Annotated in this window: 18 protein-coding genes and 1 riboswitch; of the genes, 13 read left to right on the top strand and 5 right to left on the bottom strand. The window is 65.3% G+C overall.

The window, feature by feature from the left end; genetic code table 11:
• The first annotated feature begins 281 nt into the window (after window positions 1–281).
• From ctrA to gcvPB, 7 genes are all read left to right on the top strand, one after another.
• Window positions 282–983, top strand: coding sequence for a response regulator transcription factor CtrA (gene ctrA, locus AC6H34_RS16845; protein WP_448148761.1), 702 nt, complete (start codon window positions 282–284; stop codon window positions 981–983).
• Between the two features lie 278 nt (window positions 984–1,261).
• On the top strand, window positions 1,262–2,044 hold the full coding sequence (locus AC6H34_RS16840; RefSeq protein WP_448148762.1) for a 5'-methylthioadenosine/adenosylhomocysteine nucleosidase: 783 nt from the start codon (window positions 1,262–1,264) through the stop codon (window positions 2,042–2,044).
• 149 nt (window positions 2,045–2,193) lie between these two features.
• Window positions 2,194–2,790: a hypothetical protein gene (locus AC6H34_RS16835; RefSeq protein WP_448148763.1), complete on the top strand. Its 597-nt coding sequence runs from the start codon at window positions 2,194–2,196 to the stop codon at window positions 2,788–2,790.
• 83 nt (window positions 2,791–2,873) lie between these two features.
• A riboswitch (glycine riboswitch) is annotated at window positions 2,874–2,978 on the top strand.
• 173 nt (window positions 2,979–3,151) lie between these two features.
• Window positions 3,152–4,291, top strand: coding sequence for a glycine cleavage system aminomethyltransferase GcvT (gcvT, locus tag AC6H34_RS16830; RefSeq protein WP_497539491.1), 1,140 nt, complete (start codon window positions 3,152–3,154; stop codon window positions 4,289–4,291).
• A gap of 232 nt (window positions 4,292–4,523) precedes the next feature.
• Window positions 4,524–4,895, top strand: coding sequence for a glycine cleavage system protein GcvH (gcvH, locus tag AC6H34_RS16825; RefSeq protein WP_497539490.1), 372 nt, complete (start codon window positions 4,524–4,526; stop codon window positions 4,893–4,895).
• Window positions 4,896–4,899: 4 nt separating this feature from the next.
• Window positions 4,900–6,240 carry an aminomethyl-transferring glycine dehydrogenase subunit GcvPA gene (gene gcvPA, locus AC6H34_RS16820; RefSeq protein WP_497539489.1) on the top strand — a complete coding sequence of 447 codons (1,341 nt, stop codon included), beginning with the start codon at window positions 4,900–4,902 and terminating at the stop codon, window positions 6,238–6,240.
• Window positions 6,240–7,805: an aminomethyl-transferring glycine dehydrogenase subunit GcvPB gene (gcvPB, locus tag AC6H34_RS16815; protein ID WP_497539488.1), complete on the top strand. Its 1,566-nt coding sequence runs from the start codon at window positions 6,240–6,242 to the stop codon at window positions 7,803–7,805. The genes gcvPA and gcvPB overlap by 1 nt, the downstream gene beginning before the upstream one ends.
• An 81-nt stretch (window positions 7,806–7,886) precedes the next feature.
• Here gcvPB and AC6H34_RS16810 read toward each other — a convergent pair whose 3' ends face one another.
• The 4 genes from AC6H34_RS16810 to AC6H34_RS16795 all read right to left on the bottom strand — a co-directional run bounded on the left by AC6H34_RS16810 (window position 7,887) and on the right by AC6H34_RS16795 (window position 12,972).
• Window positions 7,887–8,483 (bottom strand): hypothetical protein, encoded by a 597-nt coding sequence (locus tag AC6H34_RS16810; RefSeq protein WP_497539487.1) that lies wholly within the window; start codon window positions 8,481–8,483, stop codon window positions 7,887–7,889.
• Window positions 8,484–8,553: 70 nt separating this feature from the next.
• Complete coding sequence (locus AC6H34_RS16805; RefSeq protein ID WP_448148768.1) at window positions 8,554–9,222, bottom strand: hypothetical protein; 669 nt, start codon at window positions 9,220–9,222, stop codon at window positions 8,554–8,556.
• Window positions 9,223–9,266: 44 nt separating this feature from the next.
• Window positions 9,267–10,049, bottom strand: a complete 783-nt coding sequence (locus AC6H34_RS16800) for a hypothetical protein (RefSeq protein WP_497539486.1) — start codon at window positions 10,047–10,049, stop codon at window positions 9,267–9,269.
• Window positions 10,050–10,245: 196 nt separating this feature from the next.
• Window positions 10,246–12,972 carry a YadA family autotransporter adhesin gene (locus tag AC6H34_RS16795; RefSeq protein WP_497539485.1) on the bottom strand — a complete coding sequence of 909 codons (2,727 nt, stop codon included), beginning with the start codon at window positions 12,970–12,972 and terminating at the stop codon, window positions 10,246–10,248.
• A gap of 603 nt (window positions 12,973–13,575) precedes the next feature.
• Here AC6H34_RS16795 and AC6H34_RS16790 point away from each other — a divergent pair.
• Both AC6H34_RS16790 and AC6H34_RS16785 read left to right on the top strand, forming a co-directional pair.
• A complete protein-coding gene (locus tag AC6H34_RS16790) occupies window positions 13,576–15,252 on the top strand; it encodes an electron transfer flavoprotein-ubiquinone oxidoreductase (protein ID WP_497539484.1) in 1,677 nt (558 codons plus the stop codon).
• Window positions 15,253–15,469: 217 nt separating this feature from the next.
• Window positions 15,470–16,345: an SDR family oxidoreductase gene (locus AC6H34_RS16785; protein ID WP_448148772.1), complete on the top strand. Its 876-nt coding sequence runs from the start codon at window positions 15,470–15,472 to the stop codon at window positions 16,343–16,345.
• A 119-nt stretch (window positions 16,346–16,464) separates the two neighbouring features.
• Here the strand turns inward: AC6H34_RS16785 and AC6H34_RS16780 are convergent, their stop codons facing one another.
• Complete coding sequence (locus tag AC6H34_RS16780) at window positions 16,465–17,694, bottom strand: MFS transporter (protein ID WP_497539483.1); 1,230 nt, start codon at window positions 17,692–17,694, stop codon at window positions 16,465–16,467.
• Between the two features lie 261 nt (window positions 17,695–17,955).
• Between AC6H34_RS16780 and AC6H34_RS16775 the strand changes: the two genes are divergently transcribed.
• The 4 genes from AC6H34_RS16775 to AC6H34_RS16760 all read left to right on the top strand — a co-directional run bounded on the left by AC6H34_RS16775 (window position 17,956) and on the right by AC6H34_RS16760 (window position 22,967).
• Window positions 17,956–19,845, top strand: a complete 1,890-nt coding sequence (locus AC6H34_RS16775; protein ID WP_497539482.1) for a tetratricopeptide repeat protein — start codon at window positions 17,956–17,958, stop codon at window positions 19,843–19,845.
• 23 nt (window positions 19,846–19,868) lie between these two features.
• Entirely contained in the window at window positions 19,869–20,744 is an 876-nt protein-coding gene (locus tag AC6H34_RS16770; protein ID WP_497539481.1) for a 4-(cytidine 5'-diphospho)-2-C-methyl-D-erythritol kinase, read from the top strand.
• A gap of 117 nt (window positions 20,745–20,861) precedes the next feature.
• Window positions 20,862–22,133 (top strand): phosphoribosylamine--glycine ligase, encoded by a 1,272-nt coding sequence (purD, locus tag AC6H34_RS16765; protein ID WP_497539480.1) that lies wholly within the window; start codon window positions 20,862–20,864, stop codon window positions 22,131–22,133.
• A gap of 3 nt (window positions 22,134–22,136) precedes the next feature.
• The gene (locus AC6H34_RS16760; protein ID WP_448148778.1) at window positions 22,137–22,967 is read left to right on the top strand and encodes a patatin-like phospholipase family protein; all 831 of its coding nucleotides are present in this window, start codon (window positions 22,137–22,139) and stop codon (window positions 22,965–22,967) included.
• Window positions 22,968–23,080 lie beyond the last annotated feature (113 nt).

Raw genomic sequence — 23,080 nt, 5'->3', positions numbered from 1 at the left:
GTTTGTCAATCTTTGCGGCGGAATGGTTGAGTCCGATGAATCGCTTAGGTGGGTTTCTTCATGTGAATGTTGACGCCTTCCATTCGCCAAATTCGTCTTTCAGGCAATGTGTTACGGGAAGTTTCACATCCTTTTTTCAGGTTTCGCTTGCATGAGAGAATCACAATTTGTTAACCATTCCTGCGTAGCGTCGCGGTTGATCATCGACGAGGTGAATTTACCGTGTCGTCTGCGCATTCGCGACGGCGGTCGACCCTCCGAGGCCGCAGTGGGGGATTGAGATGCGCGTACTTCTTGTCGAAGACGATAGCGCCACGGCGCAGAGCATTGAGCTGATGCTCAAGTCAGAAAGCTTCAATGTCTATACGACGGACCTCGGCGAAGAGGGCGTCGACCTGGGCAAGCTTTATGACTATGACATCATTCTGCTTGACCTGAACTTGCCCGATATGTCGGGTTACGAAGTATTGCGCTCGCTGCGCGTTGCCAAGGTCAAGACGCCCATCCTCATCCTGTCGGGCCTCGCCGGCATCGAGGACAAGGTGAAGGGCCTCGGCTTCGGCGCCGACGACTACCTCACCAAGCCCTTCCACAAGGATGAGCTGGTGGCCCGCATCCACGCCATTGTGCGCCGCTCGAAGGGGCATGCCCAGTCGGTGATCGCCACCGGGGACCTCATCGTCAATCTCGACACCAAGACGGTGGAAGTCCACGGCTCGCGCGTCCATCTGACGGGCAAGGAATACCAGATGCTGGAGCTGCTCTCGCTGCGCAAGGGCACGACGCTCACGAAGGAAATGTTCCTCAACCACCTCTATGGCGGCATGGACGAGCCGGAACTGAAGATCATCGACGTCTTCATCTGCAAGCTGCGCAAGAAGCTCGCCAACGCCACCAGCGGCACCAATTACATCGAGACCGTCTGGGGCCGCGGCTATGTGCTGCGCGAGCCCAACGAGCTGGAAGAACGCATCGCGGTGTGAGCCGCGTGCCATCGAACCCCTGAGCAGGCCGGGCGTCGTCCCGGCCTTTCTTTTTGGAGCAGCAACGGTAGGATCGAACACGATGGAAGACAGCGCGATCGGAGACTGCTCCGAGCCGCGTGTCTTTCCGGATAGTTATATGTTTCGACTCGAGTTTCAGCCGCAACCTCCCTGGGATCGCAGGCATCTCGCGTGCTCTTGAACAGCCGTCATTTCCAAGAGCAGGCGAGATGCCTGCGATCCCGGGAATACTCCCACCGCACTCCTCGGAACCCCCCATGACCTCCACCCGTCCTTTCGGCATCCTCGTTCCTCTCGCCGAGGAGGCCGAGGCGCTCTTCGCGCTCATGCAGGAGGACGGCGCCACCAAGACCCACCGGATCGGCGGGCGGGACTACCACACCGGGCACCTCTTCGGGCGACCCTGCGTGCTCACGCTCTCGCGCGTCGGCAAGGTGGCTGCGGCCACGGCCGCCGTGGGGCTGATCCACGAATATGCAGTGGGCGCGATCCTGAATGTCGGCGTTGCCGGCGGCGCGGCCACCTCGGTGAAGGTCGGCGACATCGTGGTGGGCGAAACCATGCTCCAGCACGACCTCGACGCCCGGCCGATCTTCCCGCGCTACGAGGTGCCGCTGACCGGCGTGTCGCGCTTCTCCGCTGATGCCGCCATCAGCGAGAACCTGTCCCAGGCCGTCCTCGACTTTCTCACCGAGGACCTGCCGGCGCTCCCAGCCGAGATTCGCGACCAGTTCGCGCTGGCCTCACCCAGGCTCCACCAGGGCCTGATCATCAGCGGAGACCAGTTCGTCAACGGCCACGACGCCGTAGCCGCCTTGCGCCACGACCTTCCCGACGCGCTGGCGATCGAGATGGAAAGCGGCGCCATCGGGCAGGTCTGCCACGACTACGGCATACCCTGCGCCGTGCTGCGCATCATCTCCGACAGTGCCGACGACAATGCCCATGTGGATTTCCCGGCCTTTCTCAGGGCGGTGGCGAGCTACTACTCCCATCACATCCTGCGCCGTTTCCTGACGAGAGCCGACTGGACGCTGTAGGAGGACGCCGTTTCGGGCGCTCTGGACGGGATGCGGCGGTCTCGACCGGTTCGTCCCCTACCCTGTGCAAGCCGCGTTCGGGTACACTGGCCGAAGCTGGCGGGCGTGTTATAAGGGCGCCGGTAACTATGCGCCCAGGGAGTGTTTCGATGGTTGGCAGTCAGTTTGGCGTTTGGGCGGCTCGTGGTGCCCTGTTGGCGGGCGTCTTCGCCCTTGCTGGATGTTCCGGCGCCAACACCTTCATATCGGGCGTCTACGGGACGCCCCCCGCACCGACCGAAGCCCAGAACGCCAATGCAGGCCCCACTCGCGTCGATTTCGATCCGGACACGGAGTGCCCGGTCATCAATGTTCCTACCGGCGCCTCTTCCTACGGCACCCCCAATGGCTCGCAGTTCTCGATCTCGAACTTTGCGCGCGAGTGCAACCTTGCGAGCGGCGACACCGTGACCATCAAGATCGGGGCCGAGGGCCACGTCATCCTCGCGGGCTCGGGCAGCGGCAGCTATTCCGCGCCGCTGCGCATCACCATCCGCGACCGCGACGAAAAGCCGGTCTACACCAAGGTCATCCGCGTCGCGGCTTCGGTGGATCCCGGCGCGGCCCAGGGCAAGTTCAGGGTGGTCGATACCTCCGCGCCGATCACCATCGGCCTCCAGCAGCCGCTGAGTTCCTACGACATCGTGCTCGGCTTCGACGGCAAGGGCATGGCCAACGCACCGCACAAGAAGAAACGGCGTGGGTAACGCTCCCAACGCACTTTTCCGGTTACGCCCTCTTTTGACCGGTTGACGACAGGGAGGGGCGGCGATAGGGTCCGGCCATTCGGTCGATCCCCGCGGAAGAGACTGGCCCGATTCGGGTTGAATCGATGGTCGGCGCCGAAGGAGCAACCGCCCCGGAAACTCTCAGGCATCCGGACCGCGGGGGAACGAAACTCTGGAAAGCGGCACGGGCGTCGAGACGTCCGGGCTCACCGACGGGCGTAAGCGGCTCCCAACTTCGGCACCTCATTCGGGTGCGGGGTCGTGAAATCTCTCAGGTACCGCGACAGAGGGGGCACAACCGGACATTCGTCCGGCGTGCAACCTTTTTGTCGGAGTGCCTATGGCCGAAGCCTCAGCCGGACCGCTTCTCACCACCCCCCTTCACGCGGAGCATGTTGCGCTCGGCGCCCGCATGGTGCCCTTTGCGGGCTATGACATGCCGGTGCAGTACCCGACGGGCATCATCGCCGAGCACAACCACACCCGCAACGCTGCCGGGCTGTTCGACGTCTCCCATATGGGCCAGGCTCTCCTCGTGGCCGAGAGCCACGAGTCCGTCGCGGCAGCCCTGGAAACGCTGCTGCCGGCCGACATCCTCAATCTCGGCCGCGGCAGGCAGCGTTATTCGCAATTCCTCAATGATGCGGGCGGCACGCTCGACGACCTGATGGTCGCCCGCTCACCCGATCCGGCCGAGGATGGCTCCCTGGTGCTGGTGGTGAACGCAGCTTGCAAGGAAGCCGATTTCGCCCTCCTGCGCGAGAAGATCGGCGACAGGACGAAGCTTCTCGTCGCCGAGGACCGCGCCCTCCTCGCCATCCAGGGGCCGCTGGCCGCGGCCGTGATGGCGGATCACTGCCCCGATGCCGCCGCCATGCCCTTCATGGCGTGGCAGCGCTCCACGTTCGACGGCATCGAGATCGGGATCTCCCGTTCGGGCTACACCGGCGAGGACGGCTACGAGATCTCGGTCAAGGCCGACAAGGCCGTGGCCGTCTGGCGTGCCCTCGTCGCCGACGAGCGCGTCCGGCCGATCGGCCTCGGCGCCCGCGACAGCCTGCGCCTCGAAGCCGGGCTCTGCCTCTACGGCCACGAGTTGAACGAGACGATCTCACCCGTCGAAGCCGGCCTGGTCTGGTCGATCCAGAAGCGCCGCCGCGAGCAGGGCGGCTTTCCCGGTGCCTCGCGCATCCAGAGGGAAATCGCCGACGGCGTCGGGCGCACCCGTGTCGGCCTCGTCCCGGAGGGGCGTTCACCCGTACGCGATGGCGCGCCGCTGAAGAACACCGACGGCGAGACCATCGGCACCGTCACCTCCGGGGGTTTCGGCCCCACGGTCGGCGGCCCGGTTGCCATCGGCTACGTGCCCCCTGCCCTTTCGGCCCCGGGCACGGCCCTACTCGTCGAGCTTCGCGGCAAGGACGTGTCCATCAAGGTCGCTGCGATGCCCTTCGCGCCGCACCGGTTTCATCGTTCTTAGGAAGAACCCGATGGCAAGAGTCACGCAGATCGGAGCCGACCATCCAGGACGGGACGCCGGTCTGGCGTGGCAGTCCGCCGGCGGCCCCTTTCCAGCCAACGCTCCGTTTCCGGAAATGGCGGTCGGAGACCGCCACTCCGCCCCGGCGCCAAACCCGCCGCGGCAGCGCTCATGACCATTGCCCACCCTCTCGCCTGAGCCACGTCAACCCACCCTCCACAGGACCCCACCCATGGCCACCATCAAGTTCACCACCGATCACGAATATGTCTCCGTCGAGGGCGATGTCGCCACCATCGGCATCACCGACTACGCCCAGTCCCAGCTCGGCGACGTGGTGTTCGTGGAGTTGCCGGCGAACGGCAAGGTGCTCAAGCAGGGCGACGAAGCGGCCGTCGTCGAGTCCGTGAAGGCGGCCAGCGAGGTCTATGCACCCGTATCCGGCACGGTGATCGAGATCAACGAGGGCCTCCCCGACACGCCCTCCAACGTGAACGAGGATCCGCTCGGCAAGGGCTGGTTCATCAAGGTCAAACTCTCCAACCCCGCCGAGCTCGACGCCCTCATGGATGATGCGGCCTACAAGGCCCATATCGGAGCCTGATAGAATGCGCTACCTGCCCCTGACCCCCGACGATCGCAGCACCATGCTGGCGAAGATCGGCGTCCGCGATATCGACGCCCTTTTTGCCAATGTTCCGGCTGACAAGCTCCTGAAATCCTCACCCGTCCTGCCGAACGGCAAGGGCGAAATGGCGGTCGAGAAGATCATGGGCGCCTTCGCGGCCCGTAATCTGGCCGCCTCCTCCGTGCCCTTCTTCGTCGGTGCCGGCGCCTACAAGCACCATGTGCCCGCGACCGTCGACCATCTCATCCAGCGTTCGGAGTTCCTGACCTCCTATACGCCCTACCAGCCGGAGATCGCGCAGGGCACGCTGCAATATCTCTACGAGTTCCAGACGCAGGTAGCCCTGCTGACGGGAATGGAGGTCGCCAACGCCTCAATGTATGACGGCTCCACGGGCGCGGCCGAGGCCGTGCTGATGGCCCATCGCGTCACCCGCCGCGGCAAGGCCGTGCTCTCGGGCGGACTGCACCCGCATTATACCGACGTGATCAAGACGGTCTCGCTGATGGCCGGGCACAACGTGAAGGCAATGTCTTGCGACGTGCAAGCCACCGAAGACCTCATCGCCGAGATTGACGGCGAGACCTCCTGCGTGGTGGTGCAGACCCCCGACGTCTTCGGCAACCTGCGCGACCTCACCGCCATCGCGGCGGCTGCCCAGAAGGCCGGCGCCCTGCTGATCGCCGTCTTCACCGAGGCGGTCTCACTCGGGCTGCTGAAGTCGCCGGGCGAGATGGGCGCCGACATCGTGGTGGGCGAGGGCCAGTCCATCGGCAATGCGCTGAACTATGGTGGCCCCTATATCGGCCTGTTCGCCACCAGGCAGAAATATGTGCGGCAGATGCCCGGCCGTCTCTGTGGCCAGACCGTCGACGCAGACGGCAACCGCGGCTATGTGCTGACGCTTTCGACGCGCGAGCAGCATATTCGCCGTGACAAGGCCACGTCCAATATCTGCACCAATTCGGGTCTGTGCGTGCTCGCCTTCACCATCCACATGGCGCTGCTCGGCCAGACCGGCCTGCGCAGACTGGCCCTGGTGAACCATGCGAACGCCGTGAAGCTCGCCGGCATGCTCGACTCCGTGAAGGGCATCGAGATCCTACAGCAGAACTTCTTCAACGAGTTCACCATCCGCGTTCCCGGCTCGGCTGCGGCTCTCGTGGAAAAGCTTGCGGCACGCGGCATTCTCGGCGGCGTGCCCTATTCACGCCTGTCGCCCAACGCGGAACTGAAGGACCTCATCATCATCGCCTCCAGCGAGGTGAATACTGATGAGGATCGCGTCGCCCTCGTGAGCGCCCTGAAGGAGCTTGTGTGATGTTGAACAACCAGGGACGTCCCACCTCCGCCGGCGAGAATGCCGGCACCAGCCACGGCACTTTCACCGGCAACCGCGCGCTCATCATCGAGGAGGCGCTGCTGTTCGAATCCGGCCGCCTCGAGGTGACGGGCGTCGACATCGAGGAACCGGAGGCTTTCACACCCCGCCTCGGGGGCCTCGAACGCAGCCCGGAGATCGGCCTGCCCGGCCTGTCCGAGCCTGAGACGATGCGCCATTTCGTGCGCCTCAGCCAGAAGAACTTCGGCATCGACACCGGGCTCTTCCCGCTCGGCTCCTGCACGATGAAGCATAATCCGCGTCTCAACGAGAAGATCGCGCGGCTGCCGGGTTTCTCCGACATCCACCCCCTGCAGCCGGTCTCGACCGTGCCCGGCGCGCTGGCGGTGATCGACCACCTCGCCCATTACCTCAAGACCCTCACCGGCATGCCCGCCGTGGCGATGAGCCCCAAGGCCGGCGCGCATGGCGAGCTCTGCGGCATGATGGCGATCAAGGCCGCCATTGCGGCGCGCGGCGAAGGCGAGACGCGCAAGGTGGTGCTGGTGCCCGACTCCGCGCATGGCACCAATCCGGCCACGGCTGCGCTGATCGGCTTCCAGGTCGAGTCCATTCCGGCGCGGCCCGACGGCACGGTGGATTCGGCCGACGTGCGCAAGGCGCTCGGCCCGCATGTGGCAGCGATCATGCTGACCAACCCCAACACCTGCGGCCTGTTCGAGAAGGACATCATCGGCATCGCCGACGCCGTGCATGAGGCGGGCGCCTATTTCTACTGCGACGGCGCGAACTTCAATGCCATCGTCGGCAAGGTCCGGCCGGGTGATCTCGGCGTCGATGCCATGCATATCAACCTCCACAAGACCTTCTCCACGCCGCATGGCGGTGGCGGGCCAGGGGCGGGACCGGTGGTGCTCTCCGAGAAGCTCGCGCCGTTCGCACCCTTCCCCTATGTGGTGAACGCGCGCGTGCTGATCGAGCGGCAGGAAGAGGTGATGAACGGCGAGACGCCCTTCGGCCGCCTCACGGCTTTCCACGGCCAGATGGGCATGTTCACACGGGCCCTGACCTACATGCTCTCGCATGGCGCCGATGGCATGCGCCAGGCCTCGGAGGACGCCGTGCTCTCGGCGAACTACATCCGCGTCAGCCTGCACGACCTGATGTCCGCCCCCTTCGGCGACCAGCCCTGCATGCACGAGGCGCTGTTCGACGACAGCTGGCTGAAGGAGACCGGCGTCACCACGCTCGATTTCGCCAAGGCCATGATCGACGAGGGTTATCATCCGATGACGATGTATTTCCCCCTTGTCGTGCACGGGGCCATGCTGATCGAGCCGACCGAGAGCGAGTCCAAGGCCTCCCTGGACCTGTTCATCGCCACCCTGCGCGACCTCGCCCTGGCGGCGAAGCGGGGCGAGACGGAACGTTTCTCCGGCGCCCCCTACCATGCCCCGCGCCGCCGCCTCGACGAGACGCGAGCGGCGAGGCAGCCCGTGCTGCGCTGGACGCAGCCGGAGCCGGTCAAGGACGCGGCGGAGTGAGACCACGGAAACGCGGGCGACGGTTCCCCGTCGCTTGCGTCATTCCGCTTGCAGCGTCGGTACCCTCGGCGACGACGGCCCTTACTCGTCGTAGCTGACTCGCGTTTCGACCATGACGCAGCCCCTGCCTGCCGTAGGCACCAGAAGGATCTGGCTTCCATCCGTCTGGAAGAGCGGTACGCCGCTCAGGTTCACGAGAAGCTTGCCGTTCTGGGTGATGACCTTCTGAAGATCGTCGCAGGCCAGGGGGCTGGGCAGCACCCGGATGGACGCCGCGTCGCAGCGTTCAGCCCCCTGCGGAGCCGCGATGATGGCGGCGACGCCGAAGGGCAGGTTGGGATTGTTGCCGAATTTCTGGCCGATGAATGTCGAGGTCACATGCGCGTCGGCTGCCTTGGCGAACCAGCTCGACGCAAAATTGGTTTCGGTGGTGCCCTCGATCAACTGGGGCGCCAACCTGTCCACCGAATGCAGGCATGCCTTCGCCCCCGCCTGCCTGAGCTGGCCGGTAAAGGGCGTCTGCGGTACCTCGGGCACGTTGGCGGCGCGCGGTGGTTCGGAGGGCGACGCCGCCTCCGTCTGATAGGTCTTAAGCAGATAGAAGGCGCCAGCGGCGCCAACCGCGACCAGGCAGCAGACGAGAAGAAACTTGGAGATGAGACGCAGGCTTGATGTCACGTTCGACTCGATGGGTTGAAGGAGCTTGCAGGCGGCAGCCCGCCGTGTGCGTTCATGGGGCGCTGAAGGGTCATGGGGTACCGAAGACGGTATCGACCGCCACGGCGATGCAGGTATTGGAGAAGCCGGGCACCAGGAAGAGCCGGTGGCCTTGCGCATCCAGCAGGATGCTGCCCTTCAGCAGGGTGCCGAGCTTCTTGCCCGAGGCCAGGATGTTCTTCTCGGCAAGGGCGCAACTGCCCGCGAGCGGAAAGACCTGCAGGGTCACGCCCTCGCATCCCCTGGGCATCGGAGCTGCGACGATCGCCGCGAGCCCATCGGGCGGCACGTTCGCCGGCGAATTGAGGATCGCGACGGACTGGAAGATATGGTTCGCCGGATCCTGCCGGTTCCAGCCGGCCTGGATGTTGTAGTTCGCCGTCAGGACGGACTTCGACATCTGCCCCAGCAGCGGCACGCAGGACGTCATGCCGATCTGGCTGGCCTGCTGGACCGGGAGTGGCGGATCCGGCAGCACCAACGGCGGTGGCGGCTGGGGCGTTACAGCGGCGGCCGGGGTAGCGGGCGGCTTCTTTCTGGCCGGCGGCTTTTTGGGCTTGACGGCCGGCTTGGCCTGTGGAGCCGACGATGCGGCGGGCGCTTCCTGGGCCTGGGCCGCCCACGGCAGGAGGGGGGCCAGCCCCAGAGCCGCGCAACACAGCAGGGGCCCGAGGCGGGATCCCGCCCTGACGCTCACCATCTGGCTCCGCCCATCGCGCCGGTCGTTCCGGGAGATCGCTTCTTCTACCAATGCCCCTGCGCCTTCATGCCGGCCTCGAGATCGCCCTGATAGTTGTACTGCCCCAGATGCATCAGCTTGGAAGTGGAATCGGCCCAGACCTTGCCGCCCATGTCGCGCCAGCGCCGGCAGAAGGCGTAGTCCTCGGAGAGGTAGCGGCCGCTGTCCGGATCGACCATGCAATCGAAGAACAGCCAGTGCAGATGGGCAAGCGGATGGTTCGGCGGTCCGTCCGGCGTGTATCGGAGCTGGGGATAGTGGCGCATCATCTTGAGGAAGACATCGCGCTTGATCACCATGAAGCCGGTTGGAGCCTCGGAGACTTCGATGAAGCCATCCTCGTCGATATGCTGGCTGAGCGGCGTCTTGCCGTGATCGACGGAGTTGAAGGCATAGGTCGCATAGCGCCGGTGGTATTCGTCCTGCGACAGTCCGGCGGGCGGCCCCTGCTGGGGCCAGTTCATGTTCTTGATCGGATAGATGCCGGCGGCCACGTCCTTGTCCGAAAGCAACAGCCGGAATGCGGCCTGCGACGTGAAGGCGATATCGGAATCGATCCAGAAGAGATGGGTCAGGCTCTCGTCCTGCAGGAAGCGCATGACGATGTTGTTGCGCCCCCTCGTGATGAGACTTTCCGAGTGCATGTGGAGCATGCAGTTCAGCCCGAAATGGGCGGAGTCCAGCGTCAGGGAGAACAGGCTCGTCACATAGTTCATGCTGACGGCGGAGATGTAGCAGGGCGTTGCGAACATCACCTTCATCGAGCGGAGCGCGTTGTCGGGAAGCATCTCTTCCTGCTTGGTTGGCTGGACGAAAACAAGCCATGAAACCGCCGCGAAGAGGTTTCATGGCAAGGTCGGGAGGTCGGGGCCAAGGTTCCACCCTGGCCCGGGTGCCAGGCGGGGGCGCCTGAACGGCAGGCCCCATCGCCCGAAAAGAGTACGGAGATTGGCCCTGGGACAACCTCCGCACCGTTGCTCGAGGTCAGTTCCAGGTGTAGCTCACGCCACCCATGACGCCGAAGTCCGGCTTGTGCTGGGTAGGCGAGTAGGTCACGCCCAGGCTGGTGCGCCAGCGCTGGTCTTCCGACGTCCAGCCCACGCCGGCGGCAATGCCCATCTGGCTGTGATAGGCACCCACGGCGACGGCCGTGGAGATCTTGCCCGCGCGGTCGTCGTAGCGCAGCGCCGAGGCGGCGAGCGCGCTGGCGATGCCGGCGTTTGCCTTCTTGTAGTTGGTCGAGACCTGGCCCTGCAGGTTGGTCAGGCTGTTGTTGATGTTGGTGATGCTGGAATCGATTGCTCCCAGCGCCGAGCCGACATCGTGATAGGTGCCGCCCTGCACGGTATAGGTGGGGGCCGAGAGCCCGACACCCGGCGTGTAGGTGGAACCGCCGCCAAGCGCCGAGGCCGTGTCGGAGCCGAGCGTGTTGACGTTGGACTGGACGCTGTAGAGCTGCGAGCCGTTGACGGCATCGGTCGACGTCGCCGTCACGGCGCCGGCCGCGACGTTCTGGATCTGGCGCTCGGAACCGGCGCTGCCGACCGAAACCACCCTGCCCGAACCCGCCGCGACGGCACCCGCATTGTTGGTGATGCCGGCCGCCGCATTGCCGGAGGTATCGCTGGCAGCGGTGGTCGTCGATCCCTGGCCGAGAGCCACGGAGTACTCCATGGTGGCACTGGCGCCCTGGCCGATGGCCGTGGCACTAACGGTCGCGGCCGAGGCGCCCTGTCCGAGAGCGGTGGCCTGGTCCGCACCCGCAAAGGCACTGCTGCCGACGGCAGTCGCCGTGGCACCGTTCGCGGTGGCCAGATAGCCTGTCGCCGTGGCGCTGGCACCGGTAGCGTTGGAGCCGGAACCCGTCGCGGTCGCCCCGGCGCCATTCGCGGTGGACAAATAGCCTGCCGCTGTCGCGTTAGCGCCGGTAGCATTGGCCATGGCTCCCGTCGCTGTCGCATTTGTGCCGTTCGCCTTGGCCAAGGAACCTGTCGCCGTCGCGAACAGACCGTTCGCGTTGGAGCCGGAGCCGGTCGCCGCAGCATAATTACCATTAGCTTTGGAACTCGCACCCGTCGCGGTCGCAGTGGTACCGGTTGCGTTGGAGTTATTACCCGTGGCTGTCGCCATCAGGCCATTTGCGTTAGCTGAAGCACCCGCAGCAGTGGCAAAGTCACCGTTTGCCTTGGCGCTGGCGCCCGTTGCCGTAGCGCTCGCGCCATTAGCATTGCTACCTTCGCCCGTCGCTGTGGCTTGCGCGCCGATCGCGTTGGCGCCGGAGCCCGTTGCCGTCGCAGCTTGGCCATTTGCCGTAGCAAAGGAGCCGGTCGCCGTTGCGGCACCACCGTTAGCGTTGGCGAGATAGCCGGACGCCGCAGCATAAGTGCCGTTCGCGATCGAATCCTGGCCGGTCGCCGTGGCGCTCTGGCCGGTTGCGTTCGCGTTGAGGCCCGTCGCCGTTGCTCCAGCACCGTTGGCCATTGCGTAGGAGCCCGTAGCCGTTGCACCGTCGCCAGTGGCCTTGGAGAGGGAGCCCGAGGCCGTCGCGAAGTCTCCAAGAGCAAGAGCCTGATTACCCGTCGCGGTAGCATTGCTGCCGCTCGCGAAGGCACTGTCGCCGGTGGCCGTCGCCGCATCGCCGTCCGCCCAGGCATATGAGCCGGTAGCCGTGGCGTGGTCGCCGGCAGCGTTGGCAGAAGCACCAACGGCGGTTGCGTTGGCCCCGGATGCCTTGGACAAGAAACCAGCCGCGGTAGCGTAAGTACCGCTTGCGTTCGAGTTGGCCCCCGTCGCCGTGGCTGCCGGGCCATTGGCTACTGCCAACTTGCCCGTCGCCGTCGCGTTATTGCCGTTCGCGTTAGCCTGATAACCCGTCGCCGTCGCCCAAGTTCCAGTGGCGTTTGCCTGAGCGCCCGTGGCGGTGGCACTTTGGCCGTTTGCATTGGAGTTGAAGCCCGTCGCCGTAGCGAAGATGCCATTCGCCTGCGAATTATAACCATAAGCCGACGCAAGGTTGCCATTCGCATTGGCGTAGGCACCAGTCGCTGTGGCGTACGTGCCATTCGCCTGCGCATCATAGCCATAAGCCGACGCAGCAGAGCCATTCGCATTGGCCGCCGTGCCCGTGGCGGTGGCGTTGGTGCCGTTCGCGACTGAGTGCGAGCCCGTCGCTGTAGCGAAGCCGCCATTCGCATTCGCCCAATAGCCGGTCGCCGTCGCCTGAGTGCCGTTCGCGCTGGTGTATCCGCCTGTCGCCGTGGCGCCCCAACCATTGGCGTTGGAACTCAATCCGGTCGCCGTAGCGTCTTTGCCATTCGCTATGGAACCAACACCCGTTGCGGTGGCACTCTCGCCATTCGCCACGGTGTTGGCGCCCGTTGCCGTGGCGGTCGCGCCGTTAGCTTGAGCATTGTACCCCGTAGCAGAAGCGCCTGCGCCATTGGCGTTGGAATATGCCCCCGTGGCGGTAGCGAAGCCACCGTTTGCCACACTGCCCTGGCCGATCGCGACGGCGTTGGCGCCGATGGCAAGTCCCCAGATGGAAACGGGAAGAGCCTGCGCCGGCGTCGCTGCCATGAAGATGCCCGAGGCTGCGATCGTCAGCGTCGCGGCCAGCGCACCGCCGGCAAGGGCGCTCGATCCGAGCAGGCGCGGGCCGACCTTTGCCAGCTGCGACTTCGTTTCGGAGGTTGGGACGGAATGGAACGGCACGATATTCCCCTTCAAGCTTCTCGCAAGACTTTCTCCAGCCCAACGGCAGCAAATCCCCCAAGAATCTCCGTGCTGAGCCTTCCATCTACGAAGCTATATAAAAAGAATAAAGTCGTATTCCATGAAACGATCTCGACTTTTATGAAACGATCATTTGCGTCAGTTTGAGCTAAAGTTACGTAAAATTAACAATTAAAACTCCAATGTCTTGGAATTTATCATTGTATCTAATATTATAATTTAAGGATGTTTATGTAATTTTATACCTTAAATAAATTGTGATACAACTTGATCGGCGTTGAATTAGAGAAAACCGAAATATATCCTCGGAACTCGACCCTTGGAAATTCGGGAGGCCCGGCAGCGCATTGCCCATCCGATTGAGATTTCTGGCCACGCGGCGGCAGAATCACGAGCCTTTGCAGGCGGAAATCGATGCATTTCCGGGGCCACGCGGCTTCGAAGCACTTTACGGCGAATGCCTTTCCGATTGGCCCCGCAGCCCTCCCAGTCAAGATTCCGTCGCAACGCGGTTTGCACCCTTTCCAAAAACATGAAAAAAGCACGCGTGATCAACTGCCCCCATGCGTGGAGACTCCAGGAATGACCGACAGCGCCGATCTCGGCCCCCGCGAGGCGATGGAATACGATGTCGTCGTGGTGGGTGCCGGGCCTGCCGGGCTGGCAGCCGCCATCCGCCTGAAGCAGATCAACCCGGAAACCAGCGTCGTGGTGGTGGAAAAGGGGTCGGAAGTCGGTGCCCATATCCTTTCCGGCGCGGTGATCGATCCCATCGGCCTCGACAGTCTCCTGCCGGAGTGGCGTGAAGCACCCGATAGGCCGCTGGTGACCGAGGTCACCGAGGACCAGTTCTACTATCTGGGTCCTTCAGGCGCCCTCCGCCTTCCCAATTTCGGCATGCCGAAGCTGATGTCGAACCATGGCAATTTCGTCGGTTCGCTCGGCAATGTCTGCCGTTGGCTGGCCGTTCAGGCCGAGGCCCTGGGCGTCGAGATCTATCCGGGCTTCGCCGCCGCCGAGGTGCTCTACGACGACAATGGCGCCGTGATGGGCATCGCCACCGGCGACATGGGCATCGGCCGGGACGGCAAGCCCAAGGCCGGCTTCACGCGCGGCATGGAACTCCACGGCAAATACACGCTGTTCGCCGAGGGCGCACGCGGCAGCCTCTCCAAGATGCTGATTGCCCGCTACAAGCTGGACGAAGGCCGCGAACCGCAGAAATTCGGCATCGGCATCAAGGAACTGTGGCAGATCGCCCCCAAGAAGCACGTGCCGGGCCGCGTGCAGCACTCCTTCGGCTGGCCGCTGGATTCGAAGACCGGCGGCGGCTCCTTCCTCTACCATCTGGAGAACAACCAGGTCGTGGTGGGCTTCGTCATCCACCTCAACTACACCAACCCCTATCTCTCGCCCTTCGACGAATTCCAGCGCTTCAAGCATCATCCGCTGATCGCGCCGACCTTCGAGGGCGGCAAGCGCATCGCCTATGGCGCGCGCGCGATCACCGAGGGCGGCTACCAGTCGGTGCCCAAGCTCTCCTTCCCCGGCGGGGCGCTGATCGGCTGCTCTGCCGGCTTCGTTAACGTGCCCCGCATCAAGGGCAGCCACAATGCCGTGCTCTCCGGCATGCTGGCGGCGGAGCACATCTCCAACGCCCTGGCCGAGGGCCGCGCGCATGACGAACCGCTCGCCTACGAGCAGGCTTGGCGCCACAGCGAGATCGGCCGCGACCTCTTCAAGGTGCGCAACGTCAAGCCTCTGTGGTCCAAGCTCGGCACCATCGCTGGCGTCGTCCTCGGCGGCATCGACATGCATCTGAACGAGAAGCTCGGCCTCTCCCTCTTCGGGACGCTGAAGCACGGCAAGGCCGACTATGCCACGCTGAAGCCGATCGCGGAGTCCCGGCCGATCGACTATCCCAAGCCCGACGGCAAGCTCTCCTTCGACAAGCTCTCCTCCGTCTTCCTGTCCTCGACCAATCACGAGGAAGACCAGCCGATTCACCTCACCCTGAAGGACCCGAAGGTCCCGGTCGAGAAGAACCTGCCCATCTATGGCGAGCCGGCCCGGCTCTATTGCCCGGCTGGCGTCTACGAAGTGGTTTATGGGGATGAGGCGGCGAAGAAGGATCCGCGCTTCGTGATCAACGCGCAGAACTGCGTGCACTGCAAGACCTGCGACATCAAGGATCCCGCCCAGAACATCAACTGGGTGACGCCCGAGGGCGGCGGCGGGCCGAACTATCCGAACATGTAGGCCGCGAGCGCGGCGCTCCTCCGATCGCAGGCGGGCCTGCCTGCTTCCCGGAGGAGTCGCGTTCTTCGAGAGGTAGAGCAAGCAAGGATGCCCGCGGTCCCGATGGATCCCCAGGCACATCGAAGTAACTACCTTCCCCCAAACTGCCTTCTTACGCAGGCCGAAGGTTCCGAATATATACCAACTCCCGATCATAGACTTTGAAGGGAGTTCCTCCATGACCCAGCCCCGCCTCCTCGTCGCCGCGGCCAGCGGCCAGCTCGGCCGCCTCACCGTCGATGCCCTGCTCGAAAGCGTGCCCGCCGCGCGGATCGTCGCCGGCGTACGCAATCCCGACGGCGATGCCGCCAAGGCTTTCGCCGCGAAGGGCGTCGAGGTACGCAAGGTCGACTATGCGGATCCGGCCGGCCTCGCCGCGGCCTTCGCCGGCATCGACCGGCTGCTGCTGATCTCCTCCAACGCGGTCGGCGCGCGCGCCGTCCAGCATAACAACGCGATCTCGGCAGCCAGGCAGGCAGGCATCAAGCTGATCGCCTATACGAGTATCCTTCATGCCGACACCACGCCGCTCGGCCTTGCCGAGGAACACAAGCTGACCGAGGCCGCGCTGCGCCAGTCGGGCGTTCCCTTCGCGCTGCTGCGCAACGGCTGGTACACCGAGAACTATGCCGCCTCCATTCCCCCCGCCCTCGCCCATGGCGTCTTCCTCGGAGCGGCCGGCGATGGACGCATCTCCGGCGCCGCCCGCGCCGACTATGCTCGCGCGGCGGCAGCGGTGCTGGCGTCCGACGAGAGCCAGGCAGGCCACATCTACGAACTCGCGGGCGACCAGGCCTTCACCCTCACCGAATTCGCCGCCGCGATCGCCAAGGCTTCCGGCAAGCCGGTGGCCTACAAGAACCTCAGCGAGCCGGAGTTCAAGGCAGCGCTGGTGGGCGCCGGGTTGCCCGAGGGATTCGCGGGCCTGCTGGCCGATTCGGATGCCGGTGCGGCCAAGGACGCGCTGTTCGACGACGGCAAGGCGCTGAGCAGGCTCACCGGCCGCCCGACGACGCCCTTTGCCGAAACGATTGCCGCGGCCGTGAAGGGATAAGGCGTCCCGGTTCACGGGCGCCAGCCTCGCGGGACGAGGCGCGTGGAGTGGCGATCGGTGATCCCCACTCCACGCCCGCAAACCGTGTCGTTTCCAAGATTGCCGATCCCGCCGACGCGCTAGCTTCTCGCCAGGCCGAGCCTCGCCGCGCATGCCACCGCGAGCGTAATCAGCACCAGCGTGAAGCCGGCCACCGCCGGCCAGGCGCCCTCGCTCCAGAACCAGCCCCCGCAAGAGCCGGCGATGCTGGAGCCGAGATAATAGGCGAGCATGTAGAGCGAGGCCGCGTGTCCCTTGCTCATGCCGCCGAGCCGTCCGACCCAGCCGCTCGCCACCGCGTGAGCGGCGAAGAAGCCGCTCGTCAGGACGGCGATGCCGGCAACAACGCCGGTCAGTTGGGGCACCAGGGTCAGTCCCACGCCCGCCGCCATCAGGATGAGGCTGAAGATCAGCACTGGTGCCCGGCCGAAACGGTCTGCCGCCGCCCCGCCGAGCGACGATGCGGCGATGCCGAAGAGATAGACCGTGAAGATCAGCCCGGTCTGGGTCGGGCCGAGATCGAAGGGCGGCGCCATCAGCCGAAAGCCGGCATAGTTGTAGATGGTCACGAAGCTGCCCATGGCGCAGAAGGCGATGATGAAGAGCATCGGCTTGGCCAGGGCCAGGCCCTCGGCACCGCTGAAATGGGAAGCCCAGGCCCGGGCGTGATAGGCGAGGTCGAAGCCCTTTTTCGGCGTGAAGTGGCGCGAAGGGGGCAGCAGGGCGATGAAGCCCAGCGCCAACACCAGCCCCATGGCGCCGATGCCGCCGAGTGCGCTGCGCCAGGAAAGGAACTCGGCCAGAAATCCGGTCACCACACGGCCGGCCATTCCGCCGAAGGCCGTGCCCGCGATGTAGAGGCCCATGGCGAAGCCAAGGCCTCGCGGCTCGATCTCCTCGGCCAGATAGGCGATGGCGACAGCCGGAACGCCGCCGAGCGCCAGCCCCTCCGCGGCGCGGATGACCAGGATGGCGTGCCAGCCCGGCGTCGCGGCAGCGGCGATATTGAGGAGGCTCGCGAGACTGATGGAAGCAAACATCAGCTCCCGCCTGCCGAAGCTCTCGGAGATGGCCGCCGCCGCGAAGATTGCGAGGGCGAGCAGGCCCGTCGTCAGCGACAGGGCGAGGGAGCTCTGGGCGGCGCCGATATTGAAATGCTCGGCCAGCAGCGGCAGCAGGGGCTGCACGCAGTAGATCAGCGAGAAGGTGGCAAAACCCGCGAGGAACAGCGCCAGGCTGATCTTGCGGTAGGCTGCGGTGCCCCTCGTCACGTAAGGCACGGGGTCGGCGGATGCGGGAACGGACGTCATGCGGCAGGCCTCGGACGATCGCCGCGCGCTGTCAATCGGGCGTGCGGTCGCGGGCGTCCCGGAAAGGCCATCCCCTTGGTGACCGTGGCCCCTTCCGCAGGTCGCTATCACGAAACTGCGACATCGGAACAAGGACAAAATCGATTTTCGCCCGCACACTATGGGTTGTTCCCTCGCCTCAAAGCGGCCATGGTGACAGGGAATGATTTGCGACTGCGTCGCCTCGCGAAGGCGAACGGATGATTCGGAGTTTTCCCAACAGTGGCCTTGTCTTCTCGCGCGCCTCTTTCCGCCGCCCTCGTGGCGTTCATGGTCTCGACTGCGGCCATCGCCCCGGCCTTCGCAGCCAAATCCGCCGAGGCTGCGAGCTTCCGGCCGACGACGGCCTCCGGGAGCCTCCTGGCCGGACGTCTCGCGGCCAATCTGCGCGATGACGACAATGCCGCCGCCTTCTATGCCCTAGCGTTGAAGAGCCGGCTGTTCCGGGACGGCGAGGCCCAGCAGGAACTGACCAACCGCACCTTCATCGCCCTTCTCACCTCCGGCGAGATGGACAAGGCGGTGATGTTCGCCAAGCGCGTCATCGAAATCGACAAGAAGAACCCGATCGCCCATCTCGTGCTCGGCATCCGGGCGCTGAAGGCGCGCAGCTACAACACCGCCCGGACCGAGCTTGCCTTCACGTTGGACAAGCCGATCCTCCAACTCGCCACCCCCCTGATCTCGACCTGGACCTATGCAGGGGCAGGCCAGACCAAGAAGGGCGTGTCGGCCACGGACGACATCTCGTCCAATGACGGCTTCTCCACCTTCAAGAACTTTTCCGCCGGCATGATGCTGGATCTCGCCGGCCAGCGCGAGGAGGCGATCGCCCGCCTCAAGGATGCGCATGAGCGCGACTCCAATGCCGTCTCGATCGTGGATGCCTATGCGCGCGCCCTGGTGCGTGGCGGCAAGAAGGACGAGGCGCTCACCGTTCTCAACGACTATGCCGCCAAGGTGCCGCGCCAGCCCATCGTAGCCGGCCTGATCGCGGACATCCAGAGCGGCAAGCGCATCGGCCCGGCGGTGAATTCGGCCCAGCAGGGCGCCGCCGACATCCTGATCTCGGTTGCCGCCGGCATCGCCAAGCAGGGCGGAGCCGACTATGCCGTGGTGTTCTATCGCCTCGCGCTCTATCTCGACCCGAACAATGCCAATGCCCTGATCGGCCTCGCCGAGCTCTACAGCGATCTCAAGCAACCCGAGGTCGCCCAGCAGCTTTTCCAGGCGGTTCCTCCTTCCTCCCCCCTCAAGCGCAATGCGGAGATCGAACTCGCCTCGACGCTGGACGAGCTCGACAAGACCGACGAAGGCGTGACGCATCTCAAGAAGATCATCGCCGCCAATCCCAAGGATCTCGACGCCATCATCTCCCTCGGCGGCATCTATCAGACCCGCAAGCGCTGGGATGAGGCCGCAGCCGCCTTCTCGCAGGCCATCGACGTAATCGGCACGCCCTCCCGCAACGATTGGTCGACCTTCTACTATCGCGGCATAGCCTATGAACGCACCAAGCAGTGGCCCAAGGCGGAAGCGGATTTCAAGAAGGCTCTGGAACTGTTCCCCGACCAGCCGTCGGTGCTGAACTATCTCGGCTATTCCTGGATCGACCAGGGCGTCCACCTCCAAGAAGGCATGGACATGATCAAGAAGGCCGTCGATCAGCGCCCTGACGACGGCTACATCGTCGACAGCCTCGGCTGGGCCAACTACAAGCTCGGCCAGTATGACGAGGCGGTGGAGCAACTCGAGCGGGCCGTCTCGCTGAAGCCGAGCGATCCCACGATCAACGACCATCTCGGCGATGCCTACTGGAAGGCGGGCCGCAAGCTGGAAGCGACCTTCCAGTGGCGCCATGCCCTGGATGCCAAGCCCGAGCCCGACGAGAAGGCGGAACTCGAGCAGAAGCTCAAGCAGGGCATGAAGGACACGGCCTCCGCGGATGCCAGCAAGCCGGTCGAGGCGGCCAAGCCCGCGGAGCAGCCCAAGCCCGCAGTGGAAACGCCTACACCCGTCAACGCTCCCAAGCCGGCCGATACGCCCAAGCCCGTGGATGTCCCCAAGCCGGCGGACGCGCCCAAGCCGGCGACTCCCGGCAACGGCGGCTGAGGCCGGCTGCTGGATAGCGACCCATGCGCCTCAACGAACTCGCGCGCGCCAAGGTCAATCTGACCCTGGCGGTGCTGGGGCGTCGCGCCGATGGCTACCATGTGCTCGACAGCCTCGTTGCCTTCGCCGATATCGCCGACAGCCTCAGCCTGGAGCCCGGCCCCGAACTGACGATCGAAGTCAGCGGCCCCCGGGCCGAAGGCGCCGGGCCGGATGAGGACAATCTCGTCCTCAAGGCTGCGAGGGCGCTGGCGGCACGCTTACCGGGACTGGCGCTCGGACATTTCCACCTCGTGAAGACGCTGCCGGCGGCAGCCGGCATCGGCGGCGGTTCCTCGGACGCCGCGGCGGCCCTGCGCCTGCTCGCCCGCGCCAACAAGCTCGCCCTGACGCATGACGCCGTACTGGAAACTGCCCGCGCCACCGGATCGGACGTGCCGGTCTGCCTGGAGGGGCGGGGTCGCTGGATGCGAGGTGCCGGCGAGGCCCTTTCCGAGCCGGTGGCGCTGCCGGTCCTGCCCGCCCTGCTCGTCAATCCCGGCGTAGCCACCCCCACTGCCGACGTGTTCCGGGCCCTGGCCCTTCAGCCGGGCGCCATGGCACCTCATGATGCGATGCTGGCGCGGCAGATCGGGCTTGCGAGCAAGCCATCGGCCCTGATCGACCTGATCGCCGGCGGACGCAATGATCTCGAATCACCCGCCATTGCCCTTCGCCCGGTGATCGGCGAAGCGCTCGACGCGGTACGGGGCCAGTCCTGCTGTCGCCTTGCCCGCATGTCCGGTTCCGGCGCGACGGTGTTCGGCCTGTTCGAGACCCCGGAGGCGGTGCGGGTTGCCGCTCAGGCCTTGAGGCAGTTCAAGCCAGCGTGGTGGATCGTCGAAACGTCGATCGGATAGCGGGTCGAGCAGAGGCGCCATTTCGAAGCGTAGACGGGCCGTCGACACAGGCAGCATTGCATCCTTGCCCCTGATCGGGCAAAGGTCCGGCCCTGACAATCTCTTCAGGCGGTGACGATGAACATTCTTCTGATCGGATCGGGTGGGCGCGAGCACGCCCTGGCCTGGGCGATATCGGCGAGCGCGGAATGCGACAGGCTCTACGCCGCACCCGGCAATCCCGGCATGGAAGAATGTGCAGTCTGCGCTGCCGTTGATCCGGCCGACCATGCGGCCGTGGTCGCTTTCTGCCGGCAGAACGATATCGATTTCGTCGTCGTCGGGCCTGAGGCGCCTCTGGTGGCGGGCCTCATCGACGATCTCTCCAAGGCGGGCATCAAGGCGTTCGGACCCACGAAGGCAGCGGCCGCGCTGGAAGGTTCCAAGGGCTATACCAAGGACCTGTGCCGCGAGTTCGACATTCCCACCGCCGAGTATCGGCGCTTCACCGACGCCACCTCGGCGCGGGCCTATATAACCGAGCGCGGCGCGCCGATCGTGGTGAAAGCCGACGGCCTCGCCGCCGGCAAGGGCGTTGTGGTAGCCATGACCCTCGACGAGGCCCTCGCCGCCGTGGATGCCATCTTTGCGGGCAGCGTCGGCGCGGCCGGCCATGAGGTCGTGGTGGAGGATTATCTCGACGGCGAGGAGGCCAGCTTCTTCGCCCTGTGCGATGGCACCACGGCCATACCGCTGATCTCCGCACAAGACCACAAGCGCGCCTTCGACGGCGACAAGGGACCGAATACCGGCGGCATGGGCGCCTATTCGCCGGCCCCGATCATGACGCCGGCAATGGAAGAGCAGGTGATGGAGACCATCATCCGCCCTACCGTTCGCGCCATGGCCGCCCGCGGCACTCCATTCAAGGGCGTTTTGTTTGCCGGCTTGATGATCACCGGCAAGGGCCCGCAACTGATCGAGTACAATGTGCGGTTCGGCGACCCGGAAACGCAGGTGATCATGCCGCGCCTGCGCTCGGATCTGCTTCCCGCCCTGCTGGCTTCCGCGGACGGCCTGCTCTCCACCATTTCGCTGCGCTGGAAGCCCGATGCGGCGCTCTGCGTCGTTATGGCGACGATGGGCTATCCCGGAAATTTCGAGCGGGGTTCGGAGATCCGCGACCTCGCCAAGGCGGCCTCTCTCGACGACGTGCTCGTCTTCCATGCCGGCACGCGGCGCTCGGGCGACCGTATTCTCGCCAATGGCGGGCGCGTGCTGGGCGTCACCGCTACCGGCAAGACGGTGAAGGAAGCCCAGGCGCGCGCCTACGAGGCCGTGGATCTCGTCGACTGGCCGGAGGGCTTCTGCCGCCGCGACATCGGCTGGCGGGCCATCAGGAAAGGCTGAGCCATGGCGAAGACGGTGGCCCTGGCGCTTGGCGGAGGCGGCGCGCGTGGCCTCGCCCATATCGCCATGCTGGAAGTCTTCGACGAACTCGGCGTCCAGCCCGTGGCGCTGGCCGGAACCTCGATGGGCGCGATCTACGCCGCCTCCTTTGCCAGCGGCCTCTCAGCCCGCGAACTTCACGACTACACGCTCGCAACCCTGGCCGATCGCCGCGGCACGCGCAGCAAGCTGTTCTCCGCCCGTGTCGGCCGACTCGCCGACCTCTTTTCACCCCTCGGCAACCCCGTGATGATCGACGGCGAGGCCTTCTGCGAGGCCTTCCTGCCGGAGGTCGTGCCGCAGAACTTCGACCAGTGCCGCATCCCGCTCACCGTGATTGCCGCCGACTATTACGCCCGCCGGGAGAAGGTCTTCACCGAAGGCCCGCTTCGCCCGGCCATCGCCGCTTCCATGGCGATTCCCGGCGCCATCCGTCCCGTGCGCATCGGCGGCCAGGTGCTGGTCGACGGCGCCACCGTCAACCCGCTGCCGATCGACCATCTGGCCGGCAAGGCCGACATCATCGTGGGCGTCGACGTCAGCGGCGCGCCGGTGGTGCCTGGCGAGGCGGACATGCCCGGCGCATGGGAAGCGATGTTCGGCGCGCTGCAGATCATGCAGGGCGCCATCGTCGACGCGAAGGCAGCGCAATACAAGCCCGACATCCTCGTCCGCCCGAATGTCGGCAGCATCCGGGCACTGGATTTCGGCAGCTCAAGCGTGATCTTCAGGCTGGCGAAGCCCGCGAAGGAGGAGTTGAAGCACAGGCTGGCGGAATTGCTCGAGGGACAATAGGGAGGCTTCGCCTGCCGGCACGCCGCAACCTGCCGTGAGACGTTCCGCCCCTTCCCACCTGCGTCTTCCCGGCTTATGTCAGAGGCATGCCCGCCTCCGCGGGATTCCGTCCA

The organism is Labrys sp. ALF-8 (assembly GCF_059699065.1).
Note: the sequence above shows the minus strand (reverse complement) of the source record. Positions and strands in the feature narration are given on the sequence as shown.